The sequence below is a fragment of the Psychrobacter halodurans genome (assembly GCF_017498075.1).
In the GTDB taxonomy this organism is placed as follows: Bacteria; Pseudomonadota; Gammaproteobacteria; order Pseudomonadales; family Moraxellaceae; genus Psychrobacter; species Psychrobacter celer.
The window spans coordinates 1-21,364 of the sequence record NZ_JAGBKN010000031.1 but is presented as its reverse complement, the minus strand read 5'-3'; the positions used below and the strand labels follow the sequence as shown (position 1 = coordinate 21,364).

The window sequence follows — 21,364 nt, the reverse complement described above, 5'->3', positions numbered from 1 at the left end:
AAAGACAGAAGGCAGCCTATGGGCTGTCTTTTTTGGTTATAATAAAGGCTTTTTGGCCCTAAGCCATGAAACGATAAATATGATCACCAAACTACCAAAGTGGATATTGTGGGGCGGCGCGATTTTAGCGTTTAGTGCCGGTTGCGTAAATACAGCGGCGCTGATGGGCTTTGCACGTCTTTCTGTCTCGCACGTCACGGGTAATGTGAGCCTGTTTGCCGCTGCAATCGCTTACATGGATGCCCGTAGTATCTTGTATATCGGGGCGCTGTTACTGTCGTTTTTGGCAGGTGCGATATTAAGCGGTTATGTGATAGGGCAGACGTCCCTAAAGCTTGGGCGACGTTATGGCCGCGCGTTATATATTGAGGCGGCACTACTACTGCTCAGTTATTGGCTATACCAGCAGCATGACTATTTAGGGCAGCTGGCGGCGGCGATGGCCTGCGGTTTACAAAACGCCATGGTAGCGACTTATAGTGGGGCAGTCATTCGCACGACTCATTTGACAGGTCTTACCTCAGATATGGGTGCGGCCATCGGAAACTGGCTGGCAGGTCGTGCCATCAGCAAGCCTACCTTAGGGTTTCAAGCGGTTATCTGGTACTGCTTTTGTGGTGGCAGTGCGCTTGGGGCGTTTTTATTTGCAAAGGTCGGTTATGATACGCTGTTTGTGCCCATTAGCATCGTACTTAGTGCGGCATTTATTTATAACTATGTCTCAGACCGTTTGCCGGAGAAAAGATAACTTAGAATAAAGATAAGCGAAAAAAGCGCTCATTATAATACTGAGCGCTTATAGCAAACAATACATTAATGGCGCGTTGTCAGTGGCAATGCGCTTATCTTGAAACTATAAAAACATTTGAAAAACCAGCGAATTACTTATCGCTTTCTTCGTTATGATCTTCGTGCTCATGCATGCCTTGCATCATGTCTAGGACAGAGTCATCGGTACGCTGCTGGTCTTTTTGGTCAAGGCCATCTTGATTGATATCTTTACGAGCCATTTTTGTGGTCGAGTCCGTTTTATTGTCATCTGTCATGAAATGCTCCTAATAGTTACTGTCAATTTGATTAAGGACATGGCCTAGTATGAAAGAGCATGGTGGTGTTGTACATATGGTGTGTACGCGTGTTTAGTGACGATGTGTAACTGAATATTTGTAAATGAAGGCTGATAACTAAAGCGCATGATCCTTGCTACTTGGCAGAACGGTATTTGCTAGCAGCGCCACCGATGGCAAAAAATGTTGCTTCGATAAGTAATTGAGTTTAAAGCGTTCTTATAAATGAGCATGGATACAGGTCAATCAAGTGCTTTGTCAGGCGCGTTTTTTGCGATATATCTGCTATGATAACAGCCTATTTTTTCTGATAACGCGCCAGTTATCACAATTCATACTCTCTCTTTGGTTTATCTTTAGGGTCTTTTTTTACACTGTCTTTGGATCAATAAGGACATTTTATGTCAAAGCAAAAACTAGACAGCCATCTTCCTGATGATGGCAACGAGTATTTATTTACCGATACCTTTCCAAAGGGGACGGGTAAAGGGCTGATAGTGGTCGCCATCGCCGCCATTATCGCTATGATTATCTATAACGTGTTACCCTTTGAAGTCAATGCCAATAAAGGCCTTGCGGTGCTATTTTTTATCGGTGTGCTGTGGCTGACAGAGGCGGTACACGTGACTATCACCGCCTTGCTGGTCGTAGTGGTCGGGGCGCTGGTTGGCATACCTGAGTTTGATGCCAAGATTGGCCTACAAAGCTTTGCCAGTCCGACTATTTATTTGTTTTTTGGTGGTTTTGCACTGGCGGCCGCCTTACATGTACAGCAGTTAGACAAAAAAATCGCCCTAAAGATTTTATCGATGTCAGGTGGTAAGCTAAGTACGGCGGTGTTTTTGATATTTGCCGTGACCGCGTTTTTGTCGATGTGGATATCTAATACCGCTACAGCGGCGATGATGCTGCCACTGGCGCTGGGTATTCTCACGCAAGTGGATCGTGAAAAAGACCGCGGCACTTTTGTTTTTGTGCTGCTGGGTATCGCATACTCAGCCAGCCTTGGGGGCTTGGGTACTATCGTGGGCTCGCCGCCTAATGCTATTGCGGCAAAAGCGCTCAACATCGCCTTTGTAGATTGGATGAAGTTTGGTGTACCCATGATGGTGGTGTTGTTGCCGCTGCTCTTGGGGGCGATGTATGTGTTTTTAAAACCCAACCTCAACCGCACAATCACTGTACTCGATGAAGCGCCAATCGCGTGGAACAAGCCGCGCGTTGTGACGATTATCGTCTTTATTATCACTGCCTTTAGCTGGATATTTTCTAAAAAAATTGGTGCAGCGCTCGATATCACTGATACCGATGCTATCATTGCTTTGTCAGCCGCCGCCGCGGTGGTCAGTCTGGGTTTGGTATCATGGAAGCAAGTTTCGGATAATACTGATTGGGGCGTGCTCATGCTGTTTGGTGGCGGTATTGCGCTATCGACGATCTTAAAAGTATCGGGCGCGTCATTGGTGCTGGGTGAGACGGTGGCAAGTGCGCTGTCTTCTGCGCCGCTGATTTTGGTGATGATTGCAGTGTCAGCCTTTATTATCTTTTTGACCGAGTTTGCCTCAAACACTGCGTCAGCTGCGCTGCTTGTGCCAGTATTTGCAGCGATTGCTGAGCAAATGGGTCTGCCGCATGAGGTGCTGGTGCTGGTCATCGGTATTGGCGCATCTTGTGCCTTTATGCTGCCTGTTGCGACACCGCCAAACGCCATTGTCTTCGGTACTGGGTTGATCAAACAGTCTGAGATGGTCCGCACAGGGGTAATACTCAACATCATTGCCACCGTCGTTATTGGATTGTGGGCGTATTTTTTCTTAATATAGCCTCAAATATGTCCGAATAAGACATACCAGTACAGACAAAACCCGATGTTTCCATGACTATTGGACATCGGGTTTTCGTTTTTATTACGTGGCAGGACTGGGCAACAGTGCTAATCGATGAATATTGTATCGTCAGTTCACTATAGAGGTGTTGTACAAGGCTGATGTGGTCAAGGTGTTTTTGGAGTAAACTGGTCAAAATATAGCTTATCAAACAGTGGTTCAAATAACGGCTCAAATAATGGTTCAAGTAGTGACAAGCAAAAGCTACCTGTACCAAATTCTAATCGCTTATAACTTTATATAGGCGTTATGCAGCCATTCTAACTGAATAAAGAGGTGCCATCATATGCCCCTAACTATGTATTATAAAAACGGCATGATTCGTAAAACGCGCTGTCACATCCCTGATGATCTGGTGCCGACACTCTATCAGATTCATGATAATGCCAGCTTTCCGCAATTGACTTGGCTGATTGATAATCTTTATGAAAGCCTGCAAATTGAGCCTGCTACCGCGCAGGCATTGGCCGATGAGATGGTAGCGTTTGAGCGCTTGATACTGTCGTTGCACCTGCCTTTTCCTAGAGTGCCGTTACAGCGGCTACATACCTTTTTTGCTGGCGCGGCCAGTAGCCAACAGACAATTTTTACCTCAACATAGTATCAATAATCGGCAAACGGCAGATTGAGTAAGTTATTCTAAAGGCTAGGCAAGTACGACAAGCCGCTTGAATCGTACCTGCATAACCCTCATAATCTAAGCACTTTTAAATAATAAATAGCCTAAGCAGATATGCCGAATCAAACTAAAAAGTCGCAACAAACTAAGCCGCAAACAAATACCCTCTCTCAATTAGATGTCGAAAGTACAGCAGCGCAGGCCGCTACCGGTGCGATGAGTCAAGTCGATACTTCTGATCTACCCGTCCTTGCCAAAGACAGCTACTACCTTGGGCGTTTGGAGCGCGAGCTGGCACGTGCCGCTGTGATCAAAAATAAAGCAGCCAATAGCGACTCCCGTAAAGAAAAAGACTCGCTTAAAGCGGCAGACATCCTGAGCAAAAAACGCGCGCAATACGAAAAAATAAAAACCCGCTCACAGCAGGCGGTGCAAGCGCGTATCGAGAGTATCCCAGACAACTTGCCAGCCACCTTAAACCTAGATTTGCCTGTCAGTCAGCGCGCTGATGACATCGTGCAAGCCATCATCGACAATCAAGTCATCATCGTCGCAGGTGAGACAGGGTCTGGTAAAACGACGCAATTGCCGAAGCTTGCGATGCTGGCAGGGCGCGGCATCACAGGGCAAATAGGGCATACCCAGCCAAGACGCTTGGCGGCTCGTAGCGTAGCCAACCGTATTGCTGAGGAGCTTGGCGAGCAGCTCGGTCATACCGTCAGTTTTAAGATTCGCTTTAATGAGCAGGGTACGGCGCAATCGGTCGTGAAGCTGATGACTGATGGTATCTTATTGGCCGAACTCGGTCATGATCGGTTTTTGAGTAAATACGATACTATCATCATCGATGAGGCGCATGAGCGTAGTCTAAACATTGACTTTATCATGGGTTATCTAAAAAAACTGCTACCCAAACGCCCTGATTTAAAAGTCATTATTACCTCAGCAACCCTCGATACCAAGCGTTTTAGTGAATACTTTAGCCGTTATGATAGTAAGCTCAAGCGTAATGTCCCTGCGCCGATTTTTAATGTCGAAGGCCGCAGTTATCCTGTTGAGGTACGTTATCGCCCGCTGACTGATGAGCCAGTGGGTAGCTCAGATGACGACAGCTACGATGATTTTGAAGAAAACCTACCGCGTGCGGTGGTTGCTGCTGTCGAAGAATGCTTTAGCGATGCGCAAAATAAAGGTCATGCCGACCAAGCAGATATCTTGATATTTGCGGCGACAGAAGCGGAGATTCGTGAGTTGCAAGATGTGCTTGAGCGTCATGGACCCAAGCACACCGAAGTGTTGCCACTGTTTGCACGGCAGACTTATGAAGAGCAGCAGCGTATCTTTCAGCCGTCAGGTCGCGGTAGGCGTATTGTGATTGCTACCAACGTCGCTGAGACTGCACTGACCGTACCCGGCATTCGCTACGTGATAGACTTAGGGTTTGCGCGGATTTCGCGTTATTCGTATCGCTCACGCGTCCAGCGCCTGCCGATCGAAGCCATCTCGCAAGCGGCTGCCAATCAGCGTAAAGGCCGCTGTGGCCGTGTCGCGCCAGGCGTTTGTATTCGTCTGTATTCTGAGGAGGACTTTAGCGGTCGTCCAGAGTTTACCGAGCCTGAGATACTACGCACCAACCTTGCTTCCGTGATTTTGCAGATGGCCAACCTGCGTCTGGGTAGCGTCGATGATTTTGCTTTTATCGAGCCGCCAGATAGCCGTTTGGTCACCGATGGACATAAACTGCTCGATGAGCTAGGCGCGATTACCTCTAAAAGCGACAAAGCACCCAGCCCTGCCAAGCGCTCCAAGGGCCTTACTCAGTTGCGTCTAACGCCGACTGGGCAAAAAATGGCACGTATGCCAATCGATCCAAGGCTGGCGCGTATGCTGGTGGCAGGTAGCGACTTTGATTGTATCCGTGAAATGCTCATCGTTGTCGCCGCGCTTGCCGTACAAGACCCGCGCGAGCGCCCCGCCAATAAGCGTCAGCAGGCGGATCAAAAGCATGCTGAGTTTCGTCAAGATGACTCCGACTTTTTGTTTTATTTAAGTCTATGGAAGGCGCTGTTTGAAAAAGGCGAAGACGGCAGTAAATTGTCTGGCAATCAGCGCAAACAGTTTGCCAAAAAACATTATCTGAGCTTTCCGCGCGTGCGTGAGTGGAGTCAGACTCACCGGCAGTTGCTGCAGATGGTCACGGATCTTAAGCTTGCAGATGATAAAGGCGGTAAAAAAGGGGCTAGTAGTAGTGACCCTACCAGTGTAGAAGATGAGGAAATCAAAGCGGTCAAATATGCCAATTTGCATCGCGCACTACTGACGGGGCTGCTCTCGACCATCGCGCATAAGACAGAAAATCGCGGTGAGTACTTAGCAGCACGCCAGCAAAAAGCCAAAATATTCCCAGCCAGTACCGTGTTTAAACAAGTGCCGCCTTGGGTCATGGCCTTTGAGATGGTTGAGACCTCGCAAGTGTTTATGCGTACTGTTGCCAAGATTGAGCCTGAGTGGATCATCTCCGCGGCGGGCAACTTACTGAAGTACCATTATTTTGAGCCGCATTGGTCCAAAAAGACAGGCCGCGTCAAAGCGTACGCACAGATTAGTTTGTTTGGACTGATTATTGTTAGTAAGCAGCTGACCAACTACGAGCAGGTCAACTTAGCAGAGTCGCGGGAGATATTTATCCGTGACGGTTTAGTAACGGGTAATTTGGGTCGGCAAGCGCCGTTTTTGCAGCACAATATGGACAAAATCGCCCATGTTGAGCGTATCGAAGACAAATTGCGTCGCCGCGATTTACTCGTCGATGAAGAGGCACTGTATCAGTTTTATGACAAAAAAATCCCCGAGCATGTCGCCAGCCGCAAATCCTTTGAGGACTGGCGCGCTGAGGTAGAAAAAAACGATAGTAAATATCTGTTTTTTACCGATGATGACGTGCTCAACAGCCAAGCACCGACCACAGGCGATTTCCCAGAAGTGTGGAAGCTGGGTGATTTAAAGCTGCCGCTACGTTATGTCTTTGATCCATCAAGCGATGATGATGGCGTGACCATTCGCGTGCCGCTTGTCGCATTGCCGCAGCTTGATGCCATTGAGCTGCTGTGGGGCGTGCCCGGTTGGCGCTATGAGCTGGTGTTACAACTGCTAAAGTCATTGCCAAAAGACATCCGCCGGCAGATCGTACCGATTCCTGACACGGCAGACAGTCTCTTTGATGAGCTGCAGCCCGAGGGCGGACAAGGGCTACTCAAGCAGCTATGCCAAGCGCTGCACCGCCGCGGCATTATGTCGGTGAGCGAAGCGAGCTTTAATCCGGCCAGCATTGATCGTTATTTGCAGCCACAAATCTGTGTGGTCGATGACAAAAACCGCATCATCGAAAAAGGCCGCGACCTGCAAACGCTACAGATTCGTCATGCTCAAGAGACCCGTCAAGCGGTCAATGAGCAGCAAGGCGCACACACGGATTTCCCTGAGCATTTTGCCTTTAGTAAAAACCATCATAGCGCAGGCGTAGTGATGAAGCAGTTTGCTGCCTTGGTCGCAGATGAGGCGGGCGAGGCGGTATCGATTCATCAATACACCGATGTAAATGCGGCACTGCAGGCGCATCGTATCGGGGTCTTGACTTTGATCAAAGGCAAGCTGGGTGCCAAAAGAAAGCAGCTGACCAGTCAAATCGATAAGATATTTAAATTGGCCTTTGCCCCGCTGGGTGATATGGAAGCCCTAAAGACCATTGTGATTGATGCGACACTTGATGCCACGCTTGAGGAGCATTATGTCTTATTTGATCATAGTGAGGATTTGCCTGAGAGCGCCGACGATGTGGCAGTTGAACTGAGCGAAGAGCTACCCTTTACCGCAGAGGAGTATGCAAAGACGCTCGAGGCTGTGGTTAGCAATTTTTTATTGACGGGTCAGAGTGTCATCAAAACCCTCAAAAACGTCTATACGCGCTGGCAACGTATTCGTCAGAGCTTACTCATGCTGGATCGGGAGATATTTGGCGAGTCTATCGATGATATCGAAGACCAGCTTGAGGACTTGCATTTGTCTGATTTTGTTTATCGGATGGACTACAGTCAGTGGCAGCAGTATCCGCGCTATCTAGAGGCGCTAGAGATTCGTATCGAACGTCTGGAGCACAACCTCGAGGCGGATCTCGACGGTGTCTATGCGCTCGATGTACACATGGAACGACTGGGGAATCGCGCTAGCGATAAGGCCATCAGTGAATATCGCTGGATGGTCGAGGAGTATCGTATCCAGCTCTTTGCTCAGCCGATGAAAACGCGTATGGCGGTATCACCGAAACGCCTGAGTAAGCTGTGGGATAAGGTGAGTTAGTAAATTGCTGTCTCACTCATACTAGGGTGTGCTTTCATTCAAAAGATGGTGATAAAAATGAGATAAAGTGCTATGTCATTTTTAGGGTAAATTGACCATATATAATTGAACCCATTAAAAATAAACCTTATCTGTTTTTTAAACAATAAAAAAGGCTGGAATAGCAAGCGCTAATCCAGCCTTTTACTTTTTACTTTATAAAAACCATTATGGCGCGAACTTAGCCTTTGGGTATACCATGTTGGCAGGAGACAACAAATTATCCAAGGTCTCTTTGTCCATCAGATTTTCTTCTAAGACGATATCATAGACGCTACCGCCAGTCTCTTGGGCTTTTCTGGCCACATACGTAGAGGACTCATAGCCTAAGTGCGGGTTTAGGGCGGTGACCAGACCGATGTTATTAAACACCTGTCCGCTACAGGTGTCGTTATTCATGATGATGCCATCGATACAGCGGGTCGCAAACATCTCACAAATATTGGTCATCATGCTCATACCGGTAAATAGGTTAAAGGCAATCACTGGCTCAAAAACGTTGAGCTGTAGCTGAGCGTTCTCTGATGCCATCACAATCGCGCTATCGACGCCCATGACGTGAAAACATGCTTGGTTGACCACTTCTGGAATCACAGGGTTGACTTTGCCTGGCATGATTGAGCTGCCAGGTTGCATCTCAGGCAGACGATATTGCGCCAGCCCCGCACGTGGCCCTGACGACTGCAAACGTAAATCATGAGCGATTTTGGATAAACGAGCAGCAAACAGACGCAGGTTGCCAGATAAAGCGACATAAGCGCTGGTATCTTGCGTGGATTCGATCAAATCCTCTGCGATGTAATATGGTCTGCCAGTGAGCTCTGTTAAAGTCTCAGCGCACAGATCTGAGTAGCCAGCAGGCGCATTTAGCCCAGTACCAATCGCCGTACCACCCATGTTGATCTCGTGAAACAAAGCGCGCGTTGACTCGATACGCTGCATCTCTTTTTTGATCATCGTGGCAAAGGCATTAAACTCTTGCCCTGCCGTCATCGGCACTGCATCTTGCAAGTGAGTACGCCCCATTTTTAGCTTGTCAGCAAGCTCGATGCTTTTGTTTATCAAGCTTTGGTGGAGCAACGCCATTTTATCGAGCAGGTTTGTGCAGTACTCATCTAGTGCCACATTGAGTGCGGTTGGATAGGCGTCGTTGGTTGATTGTGATAGGTTGACGTGATTGTTTGGGTGTACATGCTGATATTGGCCTTTTTCATAACCTAAAATCTCCAAGGCACGGTTAGCAATCACCTCATTGACGTTCATGTTGGTTGAGGTGCCAGCGCCCCCTTGAAACATATCAACGATAAACTGGTCATGATATTTGTCGGCGATTAAGTCATCACAGGCAGCAACGATTGCGTCTTTGACCGTATCGTTTAGTACGCCGACTTTATTATTGGCAATGGCGGCGGCCTTTTTTACCGTCGCAAAAGCACGGATAAACGGCGAAAACTGATGCAAGCGCACACCACTGACGGTAAAGTTTTCAAAAGCGCGTAGGGTTTGGATGCCGTAGTAAGCATCAGCAGGGACATCACGTTGACCCAATAGGTCGTATTCTTGGCGAGTGGCGGTAGACATTTAATAAAACTCCTTCAGTAAAAGCCCTGACTCATATGTGAATCATCTCTTATTTTTATAAAAACAAATTGTATTTATAGCACATTTGAGAATCATCGTGGGCAACATTACAGAGTAGGCGTTTTATTCTCGGATTAATAATGAATATTTATTACATTATGCATAATTGAACAAAAATTTTTGGTTATCATTTATCTCGAGAGGTAAATCTTGAGGGTTTTACGATGCAAGGTGATGGGTAGGTCGGCATAACGGACATCCTCATCACTACGCTAGGCTAATGACCGATATTTTCTGTCAGTACGCCCATACTATGCAAAATAAAGGCAATGACTGCGAGTGCTACGATAAATGGGGTAAATATCCAAATCACGATGTTAATCAGCAATGAAGGTAACAAACCATTAAACAGCTCAGTGTTTGGGGCAAAAAAATTCATCATTGCATCGACGGCCCGTTTGGCAATGGGAAAAAGTACGGTACTCAGGGCCAGTATATAGACATATTTACTAAAACTGGGATCACTTAGCAGCACCATAAAGTAAAAACCGACAAAAAAAGCAACGCCCAATGCCCAGCATTTGATAGTGTAGCTTAAATGAGTCATAGGAGCCTCCCATATATTCTGATGATACGTAATAGACGCGTCGTAATATATTTATTAATTAGAATATATTATATGTTATATATCGAATATATAAGAGAAGTCAATCATTTTTTATCAAAAAGCACCGTAAAGCCACGTTTTTTTAGGGCGTGGATGTCAGGTATCAGTCATTGTCTCTCAACATTGGGATTGTCTAGATTGCGGTTGGTACAATAAAAAAGAGCCAGTAGCTTTACTACTGACTCTCATCATTATTTATAGTCGATAACTATAGTTGGCAGTTTACTTGATACTGTTGACCATTGTCTGAGGTAATGGTCATGATGCCAAAGTCTGCTTTGGTCTGCCAGTCATAGGTGGTCTTTGGGTTTACATTGTTCACATAACGTGCGCCAGAGCCTGATACTGCCTGCTCTAGCGTGATTTTTGCGTCTTGTAGACCTACTTTTGGCAAGGTGATGTTTAGGTTGGCCGCTTGACCGTCCGCTGCATAGGCGGCAGTAATCATGCCGTTGTCTTCACAGGTGAATGACTGAACGACTGGCTTGGCAGCAGTGGTTGGGGCGGTGGTGGTCGGAGCGTTGGTCGCACAAGCGGCTAACAAAACGGTAAAAGGAGCAACAGCAAGTAACTTTTTCATAAACGATATTCCTCAAGTTGGTAAGTGAATGTGAGTTGTTATACTGAGCAATATGATACATGCTCAAATGTAATTTCGTGTTGTGGTTAGAGTTTACTAAGGTAATTATTTCTGTCTTTTTCGTGATTTACCAAGTCGTTATAACCTAAATGATTGAGCGATATTTGGTTTTTTGTTTACACTGTTTTTTTTATTTAAGATAAATACCAGTACCGCCCCTAAGATGACTATACTGGCGATCAGAAAGTTGAGCGTCAGCTGCTCGGATAAAAACACCATGCCTAATATCGCCGCTAGGATAGGGGTGCAGAGCTGTACGACTGCGGCTTGGGAGTTTTTTAACAGCGGCATGGCCATATACCAGATACTATAGCCCAGCCCTGAGGCTAGCGCCCCTGACGTACAGGCCAATAAGACGCCTTCGATACTAATGTGATTGAGACGGATGTTTGGTATGCCAAAAGTACTAAGGGCTGTCAGCGAGATGATAAAGAGGACTGGGACGGCCACCAAGCTTCTGATAAAGTTAAACCCTGTCGCGCGCAGCGGTGAGACGCAAGACTTGCCTCGTATGCTATATATGCCCCAAGCGCCGCCGCTGATGGCCATGAGTATCGCCGCGGTGGGTGAGGGCACGGTGGCTGATGGCAACATCAAGTATACAAACCCCGCCACAGCGACGATAAACGCCAACCACTGCCACGCGCTTAGCTGCTCTTTTTGATAAATCCCCCAACCAATCATCGTCAGCTGTACTGCCGAAAACAAAATCAGCGCGCCTGTACCTGTATCTAATGCTGTATATGCAATCGAAAAACACAGCGCATAAACCACCAGGCTGATGCTACTTATCCAGCTACCTTTATCTTGTAAAATAGAGTCATCAGTCGCGGTATTTAGATGTAGGTTTTTTTGACGTGACATTTGTTGACATGGTTTTTGCTGATGCAGCCAGTAGGTGTGCACCGACATCACCACCGCCAAGCTCATCGCGGCACTCAGCAGGCGAAGAGTGGTGAAACTCCAAGCATCGATATAGCCCTCCGCCAGCGCCATCCTACAAAATAAAGAGTTTGCGGCAAACGCAATTAACGCGACTATGGTATAAAACGTGGCTTTCAAAAATAATTCCTACAGTGATTGACGCAAGTTTTGCATAAAATAGAGCGTTATTAAAAATAACAACAAGGAACCATTTATGGATTGGGCGAGTATTTTTATTCATGATACCACGTGGGCATTTGTCCTAGAGATATTGGTACGTGTGACTGTGATGTTTGTACTGATTATTACGTTCTTGCGCTTTACGGGTAAGCGCGGCGTCCGTCAGTTGTCTATCTTTGAGCTGACTATCATTTTGTCATTAGGCTCTATCGCTGGCGACCCGATGTTTACTGAGGATTTACCGATCATCCAAGCGGTGCTGATAATGAGTACCGTCATCTTGCTGTATCGCTTGTGTACGTGGGCGATGATGAAGTTTCAGCCGTTTGAAAATTTGCTAGAAGGAAAATCGCTGTATATCGTAGAAGATGGGATGCTGGTGCTCGATAAAATCAAAAAAGGCAAGATGTCGCACGATGAGTTTTTTGCTGAGATGCGTCAGCAGGGCGTGGAGCATCTAGGGCAAGTGCGTACCGGCCTGCTAGAAACCGATGGCAATTTTAGCGTCTTATTATACCCACCTGAGCAAACAGGCTATGGTATGCCGCTTTTTCCTAAGCAGTATCAGCCAGTGGAGCAGGTGGAGTCAGGCGTGCATTATGCTTGCATGTACTGCGGTTATATCGAGCATATCACAAGCCCTAACCAAGTATGCTCGCGCTGTCAGAATAACTGCAAAAACTGGGCAAAAGCGCTCAATAGCCAGATTGTCAGATAAGCAATACCAGTCATTGTTTTTATTAAAATAGCCTAAGCAAAAATTTATACACAATCAAAATTGTTCAACCACTCTGCTACCTGCATAACACGAGTCTGTCTATTACCACCAATACGTCTAAATGACTTGTGATAGATACTAAGCTGATCCGCAAAGTAACCGCTAATCTCGTCGCGCTCATGTGGCGCATCACGCAAGTCATCGGCGACCCACGGCGTATCGACCTCAGTCAGTAGTATCAGGTCATAATGATGCGCCAGTGCCGCTTGAGTCAGGGCAAGAGGACAGTCGCCATAGTACCAGTTTGAATAAACCATCAGCTCAAACAAGCTGGTATCACAGAATACATAACGCTGGCCAGCAGGTAGCTGTGCCGCTTGCATTGCGCGTTTGTTTTCTAACTCAATCTGACCTTGCGCGATAGGCAATAAATCCTCCCACGTACAGGTCAGCTGCTCGTTATCCCATTTGGCTTGTAGGTAAGTGCGCATATACTCTGGCACCCAAGGACTGGCAAAATGTGCCGCCAGATCTCGGCACAACGTTGTCTTGCCAGTGCTTTCAGCGCCCAATACTGCGACATTGATGACGGATTTAGGCGTATGCTGTTTGAGGTTGTTTGCGATAGCGTTGTTGCCATTCATAATAAGCCCAGATTGCGATCAGAGTGAAGACTACGTATTGTAGTGCAGTAAAGGTGAGACCTTTATAAAAGTATAGCGGTACGGAGATGGCATCGGCGACGATCCACAATAGCCAGTGCTCAATTTTGCGCCGTGCCATCAGCCACATCGCCATCAAAAACAGCGCCGTGGTCAGCATGTCGGTGTAGTCGACCCACGTAAATAACTGCAGTCCCAGCACGGTACCCTCAAAGCTAAAGCCATTGTTTATCACGGGGCGGAAGTAATACACCAGTGCCACAAAGGCCATGGTGGCCGCGGCCAGACTCGCTAGTATGGGCAAGTCTTTTGCGCTTAGCCGCTCAACTTGGATGGCGCTCTCAGCCTCCTTGAGCGCGCGGTCTTGCTGGCTGGTAGGGTTGATATGGTCTGAAACGGTGTTGTTTGCTTTGTTTTTTGACCAATTAATCCAACCGTATAGGCTCATTACGGTATAATAAGCATTGATAAACATATCGCCAAACAGCTGCCACTTCCATAGGAGGTAGACAAATATGGCGGTGCTAATCAGGCCGATGGGGAAAACAAGGATGTTGGTTTTGCTGGCGAGCATGACGCTGGCTACGCCAAATACCACCGCAATCAGCTCTAAAGCGATAAATAGAGTGGAGTAGTCAGCGTATTGTCCAAACAACCAGTTAAAGATCTCTACCATTAGTATTCCTAAATATAAACGCTTTGACTGTTTGCGAGCGCTCAATAGTTGCATATCACGCCCTGAGCTTCGTAATTATAGCGTAGATGCCCACAAATAAAGGCCGTCTTTGCTTATTTTTCGTCACAAATGCATTATTTGTAACAAAGTATTAGAAAAATAATAATATTCAGGCATAATAAAGGCTCTGATTTTAAGTTTACAGTTATTCACCGAAATCAAAACATCCTTATTTTCACTTTTACGCTTATCCAAGCACTACCGCAGTAGACAAGGAAGCTTATTATGACGACTTGTATCACGGGCACCGGCCTATACGTTCCTCCTTATAGCATCAGCAATGAAGAGCTGGTGGCTTCATTTAACCAGTATGTCGAAAACTACAACAACGAGCATGCCGACGAGATCGCAGCAGAGACTGTGACCGCACTGCAGCCTTCCTCAGCTGCGTTTATCGAAAAAGTATCTGGCATCAAATCACGCTATGTCATGGAAAAAGACGGGATCTTAGATCCTGAAATCATGGCACCTGTGATTCCTTATCGTCAGCTTGGCGAAGAGCTGTCAGTCATGGCTGAGATGGGCGCCGCCGCACTAAAAGACGCTTTAGCGGATGCAGGGCTAGAGCCTAACGACTTGGACGGTATCATCCTTGCGTGCTCGAACTTTCAGCGCACGTATCCGGCAGTCGCCATCGAGATTCAGAACGAAATCGGCATGGTAGGCGGTTTTGCTTATGATATGAACGTTGCTTGTAGTGCCGCGACGTTTGGGTTATCACAAGCCCACGGCTCTATCATCTCAGGTCTGGCCAAACGTGTGGCTGTGGTCAACGTCGAGATTACCTCAGCGCATTTAAACTGGCGCAACCGTGATAGTCATTTTATCTTTGGTGATGTGGCGACGGCTTCTATTGTCGAAGAGCTAGAGACGCCTAAAGGTTATGAGATTATCAACTCAAAACTGTTTACTCAGTTTTCGACCAACATCAAAAATGAATACGGTTTTATGGATCGCTCCGAGTTTTTGGCGGCGCAGACTGAGATGTATCCTGATATCAAAGAGCCGGTCACGGATAAGCTGTTTTTACAAAACGGTCGTAAAGTGTTCCGTGAGGTCTGTCCAAAGGTATCAGAGATTATCACTGAGCACCTGCATGACAACGAGCTACAAGCAAGCGACATTAAGATGATGTGGCTACACCAAGCCAATGCCAATATGCTAGATCTTATCTTGCGCACGGTCGTGGGGCGTGATGCGGACAAAGCCATCGTGCCAAGCGTCATCGATGAGTTTGCCAATACCAGCTCAGCCAGTCCGATGATTGTCTTCCATCGCTACAAAGACAAGCTGGCATCAGGTGATTTGGGTGTAATTTGCTCATTTGGCGCAGGTTACTCGATCGGATCGGTGCTGGTGCGCAAGGTATAGACGGCAGCGATACCGCTAGCACGGCGGCTGATAGTTGCTGTTACCTGTTGTTCACTACCGATAACAACAAAAAATAGCTAAGAGCAATCTTGGCTATTTTTTTATGTCAGTAGGATATGGTATCAAGCTGTTGATTTCTATCACTTCTGCTTGGCCGCACAAGCGATAATTTATGAGTATAATAGACAGGTTGCTGACAGGTTTTAATTTAAACGGAAAAATTTGCTATAATCACTCTCTTATTCCCCTCATTTGATTAAAAGTCCTTTTATGAAAGAATCCTTACGCCTGCGTTTAGACCAGATGGTAGACCGTTATGAAGAGGTCACCGCCTTATTATCCGATCCTAGTGTCATCAGTGACAATAATAAATTTCGTGAGCTGTCTGTTGAGCATAGTGACTTGATGGACATCACCACGTTATGGCAGAACTATGGGCGTGCAGAAACCGATCAAGCAGATGCTGAAGCGATGCTAGCTGACGCTACTGATCCTGACATGAAAGAGATGCTGATCGATGAGATCGACAGTGCTCGTGAGACCATCGCTGAGATGGAAGAAGCGCTCAACGTCATGATGCTGCCCAAAGACCCGAATGATAAGGTGCCAGCCTTTTTGGAGATTCGCGCTGGGACGGGCGGCGATGAAGCGGCGATTTTCTCTGGTGACTTGTTCCGTATGTACCAAAAGTATGCCCAAAATCAAGGCTGGACTGTTGAGGTGCTATCGGCAAATGAGGGCGAGCACGGCGGCTACAAAGAAATCATCACCCGTGTTTCAGGCACCGGCGTCTATGGGCGCCTAAAGTTTGAGTCAGGCGCGCATCGTGTCCAGCGTGTACCAGAAACAGAAAGCCAAGGCCGTGTCCACACCTCTGCGTGTACGGTGGCTGTCATGCCAGAAGTTGAGATTGATGATACAGTAGATATCAATCCTGCTGATATCAAGATGGACACGTATCGCTCAAGTGGCGCAGGTGGTCAGCACGTCAACACCACCGACTCAGCGGTGCGCTTAACGCACATACCGACAGGTGTGGTGGCAGAGTGTCAGCAAGAGCGTAGCCAGCACAAAAACCGCGCAAAAGCGATGCAAATGCTGATCTCACGTATTCAGCAGGCCAAAGTACAAGCACAGGTCGATACCGCAGATGAGATGCGTCGTGACCTCGTCGGTAGCGGCGATCGTAGTGAGCGTATCCGCACCTATAACTTCCCGCAAGGGCGTATGACCGACCACCGCATCAACCTAACTCTCTATAAGCTCGATTCCATCATGGAAGGCGATTTAGATGAGCTACTTGATGCGCTACTGCGTGAGCACCAAGCAGACTTGATGGCCAGTATCGGTGGCGGCGATTAATAGCCGCACGTCGCAAAGATTGATAAGTACCATCTAAACGGGCAGTGTTCTTAGCTGCCCTACTATTATTTTTATGTTTTTTATTTCATTACCTAATCATTTTGAGAAGTATTATGTCAAAGCACAATAATCAAAGCCAAGAGCAAGCGCCCACATTAGAAGAATCCAATGAGCTGATTGCCCAACTGCAAGCCAAGCTAGACGCTATCACAGAGTCGGGCAAGCCGGCGTATCCAAACACCTTTAAACGCACAGATTACGCCAAGGATTTGCAAACCGCCTTCGAAGGTATTTCAAAACAAGAAATCGAAGACAACGTTGCAAAAGGCGAAAAAACTCAGGTCAATGTGGCAGGCCGCGTCATGTTGAACCGCGGCGCGTTTATTGTCATTCAAGATATGACGGGTCGTATTCAGCTATATGTCGCTCGTAAAGAGCTGGATCCAGAAACACTTGCCACCATCAAATCATTGGATTTGGGTGATATCGTTGGGGTGTCAGGCTATATCGGACGCTCGGGTAAAGGCGACTTATACGTCCATATCGAAGAGTTTACGTTATTGACCAAGTCGCTACGCCCGATGCCAAACAAATTCCATGGCCTCGCCGATGTAGAGGCGCGCTATCGCAATCGCCACCTTGACTTGATGACCAATGAGACCACACGTGATACCTTTATGGTTCGCAGTCAAGTGATCAGTGGTATTCGCAAGTTTATGCTGGGTGAGCGTTTTATGGAAGTAGAAACGCCGATGATGCATCCCATCCCAGGTGGCGCAGTGGCGCGTCCATTTGTAACGCATCATAACGCGCTAGATATGCCGTTATATTTACGCATTGCTCCTGAGCTTTATCTAAAGCGCTTAGTGGTCGGTGGTTTTGAGAAAGTGTTTGAGATCAACCGCAGCTTCCGTAATGAAGGGGTATCGACCCGTCATAACCCTGAATTCACCATGATTGAGTTTTATCAAGCCTATGCTGATTATCATGATTTGATGGATTTGACCGAGCGTTTATTTAACGAATTGGCGATGGATATCTTGGGTACCACAGAGCTTACTTATCAAGAAGAAGCCATCAGCCTAAAAGCGCCATTTGTGCGTCTGTCTATGTCTGATGCGATTGCCAAATACGCCGAAGACTTCGACATGTCACGCATCAATGACCGTGACTATCTGGCAGAGTATGTATCAACAACGCTCAAGCAACCAGTAAAAGACGTGTTTGGTGTGGGTAAACTACAAACCATTATCTTTGAAGAAACGGCCGAGCATCAGCTACGTCAGCCAACTTTCATCACTGAGTACCCAGCTGAGACCTCACCGCTGGCACGCCGCAGCGATGACAATCCAGAAATCACCGACCGCTTTGAGCTGTTCATCGGTGGCCGCGAATTGGCCAATGGTTTTAGTGAGCTTAACGACCCAGCAGACCAAGCAGAACGTTTCCACGGTCAGGTCGCCGAAAAAGACGCAGGCGATGATGAAGCCATGCATTTTGATGAAGAATACATCGAAGCCTTGTCTTATGGCTTGCCACCGACTGCCGGTGAGGGTATCGGTATCGACCGTTTGGTGATGCTGTTTACAGATTCGGCGAGTATTCGTGATGTGATCTTGTTTCCGCACATGCGTCGCAAGCTAGAAAGCTAGAAATATGCCGTGCGCTTAGCGGTTAAAAAACAAGCGAAAAGGGCTTTACTTGCCATCAATCTGTGCTGGTAAAATAAACATAAGCAGATTTTTCTGCTTTTGTAAGTTTTTCTGTCTTGAAGGAATAGGCTCAGAATTTTAGAGCGCACATTTATAGGGATATTATGGATACTCAGCAAGCTGCCTCTTCAATTTGGCAACAGATGGTTCAGCAAAGCTTTTTGTCATTGTATGAAGCTGCAAAGTATGAAACTGCAAACGATGACACACTTACCTCTGATCAGTTTCAGGGGTATGATTTTGTCTTTGAGTTCTCTGACGCGCGTATTTATCTGCTGGTCAATGATGTCATGAGGCAAGCAAGTCAGCATGACATCGATAGCAGCCAAGTTCGCGAGTGGCGAAAAGAAGTCGTCAATCAGCTGATCAAGCGTCATGCAGCGCTTTATCAAAAAAATGATAAATCGCTGACAAATAGCGATGCCCAGAGGGATAAAGCCGTTTACTTCATCGGTCTGACATCGCTTGCAGTCCAGCACCATGCTGGCCGTGCAGAGGCGCCGACTTATGCTATTGGCTATGAGTACGGCAGTCAGTTTTTTGCTGAAGACTGCGTGCTAGATTTGGATGATGAGCAAAGCGTCCTGCAGGTTTTTAGTTATCAAAACTTTATCGATATCTTGCGGCAACTGGTGACGCCAAGTGATTTGACCACTTTTTTAGACTTTCATCGTCGTCAGTTGACGAGTTTTGAATCCTTTCAAGATGAGTCAACGCTGCTGGCGCAGTTTTTGCAGTCGCCAGATTTTCATCAAAGAGCCATCGCTGTACAAGAGCAATTGGTCAAGTATGAGCTGATTGACCAGATTGAGCCGCGCTTACTTAAGGCCACGGAGCTTGGGCAGACGGATTTTGCGGCGGCCCTAATGGCAGAGATTCAAAAAAACACGGGCATGTGGTATAAGCTGTTTAATAGTTTGGTCAAAGACGCTTATGAGGCGCAGCGCCCGCTACCAAAAGCGCAGGTCGATACATTGGTTGATGAATCGATGTATACTTACGCGTGTTTGATAGAAAAAATCCTCGCTTATAGAACCATGGATCAAGACTCACGCTGGAATGGCTATGTCCGCCATGAGCACTCTTATAGGGTGTTTGGTCGTCATTATCTAATGGTGTTTTATGCCCAAGATCCTCATAGCTCGCTAAGCGCCGAGCAGGTGCGCGGCGCGCATCAAGATCTGCTGGCGGAGCTCAATGCACAAATGCAAACGCCTGTGATGCAGGATTTGTTTTTGATCGGTGTCGAGTTTAGGCCCTGCGAGGACAGCGTAAACACTGAGGTGCATTTGGATGCGTTTTATCAAAGTGGTGCGCTCATCGATGCAAACACTCAGCGTTTATACCAGCAGCTGGCACAGCTAAAAGCCCAGTTATAAATCAGGCGGGCTGTTGATCGCTGGGCGGATGCGCTATTTATCTTTGTATTATTCAAATTGGCATTTATTATGACGCAGCAATATCAAGTTTTAGCTCGCAAATATCGTCCAAAAAACTTTCACGAGTTGATTGGACAAACGCACGTCTCGCAAGCATTGATTAATGCGATAGATTATAACCGTCTGCATCACGCCTATCTGTTTACAGGGACGCGCGGGGTGGGTAAGACGACGATTGCGCGTATCTTATCAAAATGTCTGAACTGCGATACGGGTGTGACGAGCACGCCTTGCGGTGTGTGTGATAACTGTGTGGCCATCGATCAGGGACGTTTTATTGACCTGATTGAGATTGATGCGGCCTCTCGTACCAAAGTCGAAGACACCCGTGAGCTATTGGACAATGTCCCTTATGCGCCAAGCCAAGGGCGCTACAAAGTGTACTTGATTGATGAAGTGCACATGCTATCGACCCACAGTTTTAATGCCTTATTAAAAACACTAGAAGAGCCGCCCGAGCACGTCAAGTTTTTGCTGGCGACCACTGATCCACAAAAACTGCCGATTACTATTATTTCTCGCTGCTTGCAGTTTGTACTGCGTCCCTTGCCGCAGACGCTACTTAGTGAGCATTTGGCAAACATCTTGACCAAAGAGCATGTGGCTTATACTCAGCCTGCGCTTTGGCAGTTGGCCAGTGCTGCCAAAGGCTCAGTGCGCGACGCTTTGTCACTGACCGATCAGGCCATCGCGTTTGGTCAAGGTGGCCTTGATGATGCGACTGTCAATGCCATGCTTGGGTTAATTGATTCAGCTGACTTGGTTCGTCTTATCACCGATATCTATAACCATGATAAGCCTGCTGTCGCTGCCCACATTGAGCAGATGCGCGCGCAGATGGTCGATGCAACCAGCATGTTTGATGGGCTCGCTGAGCTGTTGCATCAATTGGCTTTGACGCAGCTGTTGCCTCAAGTGGCACTCAACGTTAATGAAGTACAAGCGCAAGATATTCATACCCTAGCGCAGCATATCAGCCCCGATGTGCTGCAGCTGTATTATGAAATCGTTGTGCAAGCGCGTGAAGGGGTCAAGCTTGCCAGTACGCCCATGCAGGCGCTTGAGATGTGTCTACTGCGTCTATTGGCGTTTCGTCCGCTCGCAGCTGATGAGGTGCTGACAGAAACCCCTCCTACGCTGCCGCAGCCGCCTAGTGAGGTGAAAGATTCACCGACAGCTTCTACGGCTGAGTATAATGTTTCAGCAGTACTGCTACCAGATGACGATGTAGATTATCAACATAATCTTAGTCAGCAATTGCCGTCAGCTGCTTATGATCCTGAACCGATCGTAGAGCCTGAACCGATCGTAGAGCCTGAACCAATTGCAGAGCCTGAACCAATTGCAGAGCCTGAACCAATTGCAGAGCCTGAACCAATTGCAGAGCCTGAACCAATTGCAGAGC

General features: G+C 47.2%; 17 protein-coding genes and 1 pseudogene. 10 read left to right on the top strand and 8 right to left on the bottom strand.

All coding sequences use genetic code 11. The features are described from left to right. Positions 1–79 precede the first annotated feature (79 nt). Positions 80–748, top strand: a complete 669-nt coding sequence (locus J3491_RS10870) for a YoaK family protein (RefSeq protein WP_100749655.1) — start codon at positions 80–82, stop codon at positions 746–748. A 133-nt stretch (positions 749–881) separates the two neighbouring features. On the opposite strand, the gene J3491_RS10865 is transcribed toward J3491_RS10870, so the two are convergent. Further along, positions 882–1,046 carry a hypothetical protein gene (locus tag J3491_RS10865; protein ID WP_172953094.1) on the bottom strand — a complete coding sequence of 55 codons (165 nt, stop codon included), beginning with the start codon at positions 1,044–1,046 and terminating at the stop codon, positions 882–884. Positions 1,047–1,468: 422 nt separating this feature from the next. Here J3491_RS10865 and J3491_RS10860 point away from each other — a divergent pair, with 422 nt between their 5' ends. From J3491_RS10860 to hrpA, 3 genes are all read left to right on the top strand, one after another. After that, the gene (locus J3491_RS10860; RefSeq protein WP_207970225.1) at positions 1,469–2,890 is read left to right on the top strand and encodes an SLC13 family permease; all 1,422 of its coding nucleotides are present in this window, start codon (positions 1,469–1,471) and stop codon (positions 2,888–2,890) included. A gap of 349 nt (positions 2,891–3,239) precedes the next feature. Next, complete coding sequence (locus tag J3491_RS10855) at positions 3,240–3,554, top strand: hypothetical protein (RefSeq protein ID WP_153045436.1); 315 nt, start codon at positions 3,240–3,242, stop codon at positions 3,552–3,554. A 234-nt stretch (positions 3,555–3,788) separates the two neighbouring features. Then, on the top strand, positions 3,789–7,928 hold the full coding sequence (gene hrpA, locus J3491_RS10850; RefSeq protein WP_207970228.1) for an ATP-dependent RNA helicase HrpA: 4,140 nt from the start codon (positions 3,789–3,791) through the stop codon (positions 7,926–7,928). A gap of 207 nt (positions 7,929–8,135) precedes the next feature. Here hrpA and J3491_RS10845 read toward each other — a convergent pair whose 3' ends face one another. The 4 genes from J3491_RS10845 to J3491_RS10830 all read right to left on the bottom strand — a co-directional run bounded on the left by J3491_RS10845 (position 8,136) and on the right by J3491_RS10830 (position 11,917). After that, complete coding sequence (locus J3491_RS10845) at positions 8,136–9,548, bottom strand: aspartate ammonia-lyase (RefSeq protein ID WP_207970224.1); 1,413 nt, start codon at positions 9,546–9,548, stop codon at positions 8,136–8,138. Positions 9,549–9,825: 277 nt separating this feature from the next. After that, a complete protein-coding gene (locus J3491_RS10840) occupies positions 9,826–10,155 on the bottom strand; it encodes a hypothetical protein (RefSeq protein ID WP_207970223.1) in 330 nt (109 codons plus the stop codon). A gap of 268 nt (positions 10,156–10,423) precedes the next feature. Further along, the gene (locus tag J3491_RS10835; RefSeq protein ID WP_207970222.1) at positions 10,424–10,795 is read right to left on the bottom strand and encodes an MliC family protein; all 372 of its coding nucleotides are present in this window, start codon (positions 10,793–10,795) and stop codon (positions 10,424–10,426) included. A gap of 138 nt (positions 10,796–10,933) precedes the next feature. Continuing rightward, a complete protein-coding gene (locus J3491_RS10830) occupies positions 10,934–11,917 on the bottom strand; it encodes a DMT family transporter (RefSeq protein ID WP_207970221.1) in 984 nt (327 codons plus the stop codon). Positions 11,918–11,993: 76 nt separating this feature from the next. Here J3491_RS10830 and J3491_RS10825 point away from each other — a divergent pair, with 76 nt between their 5' ends. Beyond that, on the top strand, positions 11,994–12,677 hold the full coding sequence (locus J3491_RS10825) for a DUF421 domain-containing protein (protein ID WP_207970220.1): 684 nt from the start codon (positions 11,994–11,996) through the stop codon (positions 12,675–12,677). Positions 12,678–12,721: 44 nt separating this feature from the next. On the opposite strand, the gene J3491_RS10820 is transcribed toward J3491_RS10825, so the two are convergent. Both J3491_RS10820 and pnuC read right to left on the bottom strand, forming a co-directional pair. Beyond that, entirely contained in the window at positions 12,722–13,321 is a 600-nt protein-coding gene (locus J3491_RS10820) for an AAA family ATPase (protein WP_207970219.1), read from the bottom strand. Continuing rightward, a complete protein-coding gene (gene pnuC, locus J3491_RS10815; protein ID WP_207970218.1) occupies positions 13,272–14,015 on the bottom strand; it encodes a nicotinamide riboside transporter PnuC in 744 nt (247 codons plus the stop codon). Before pnuC ends, J3491_RS10820 begins: the two co-directional genes overlap by 50 nt. A gap of 285 nt (positions 14,016–14,300) precedes the next feature. On the opposite strand from pnuC, the gene J3491_RS10810 reads away from it, so the two are divergent. The 5 genes and pseudogenes from J3491_RS10810 to dnaX all read left to right on the top strand — a co-directional run. After that, positions 14,301–15,446, top strand: a complete 1,146-nt coding sequence (locus J3491_RS10810) for a beta-ketoacyl-ACP synthase III (RefSeq protein WP_075100876.1) — start codon at positions 14,301–14,303, stop codon at positions 15,444–15,446. 270 nt (positions 15,447–15,716) lie between these two features. Then, positions 15,717–16,808 carry a peptide chain release factor 1 gene (prfA, locus tag J3491_RS10805; protein ID WP_075100875.1) on the top strand — a complete coding sequence of 364 codons (1,092 nt, stop codon included), beginning with the start codon at positions 15,717–15,719 and terminating at the stop codon, positions 16,806–16,808. A 113-nt stretch (positions 16,809–16,921) separates the two neighbouring features. Continuing rightward, on the top strand, positions 16,922–18,460 hold the full coding sequence (lysS, locus tag J3491_RS10800; protein ID WP_100749648.1) for a lysine--tRNA ligase: 1,539 nt from the start codon (positions 16,922–16,924) through the stop codon (positions 18,458–18,460). A 164-nt stretch (positions 18,461–18,624) separates the two neighbouring features. Continuing rightward, complete coding sequence (locus tag J3491_RS10795) at positions 18,625–19,899, top strand: hypothetical protein (RefSeq protein WP_100749647.1); 1,275 nt, start codon at positions 18,625–18,627, stop codon at positions 19,897–19,899. 69 nt (positions 19,900–19,968) lie between these two features. Further along, positions 19,969–21,132 (top strand): annotated as a pseudogene (gene dnaX / locus J3491_RS10790) (DNA polymerase III subunit gamma/tau); the annotation flags it as partial. Positions 21,133–21,230: 98 nt separating this feature from the next. Here dnaX and J3491_RS12110 read toward each other — a convergent pair. Further along, complete coding sequence (locus tag J3491_RS12110; RefSeq protein ID WP_424108361.1) at positions 21,231–21,302, bottom strand: hypothetical protein; 72 nt, start codon at positions 21,300–21,302, stop codon at positions 21,231–21,233. Between the last annotated feature and the right edge of the window lie 62 nt (positions 21,303–21,364).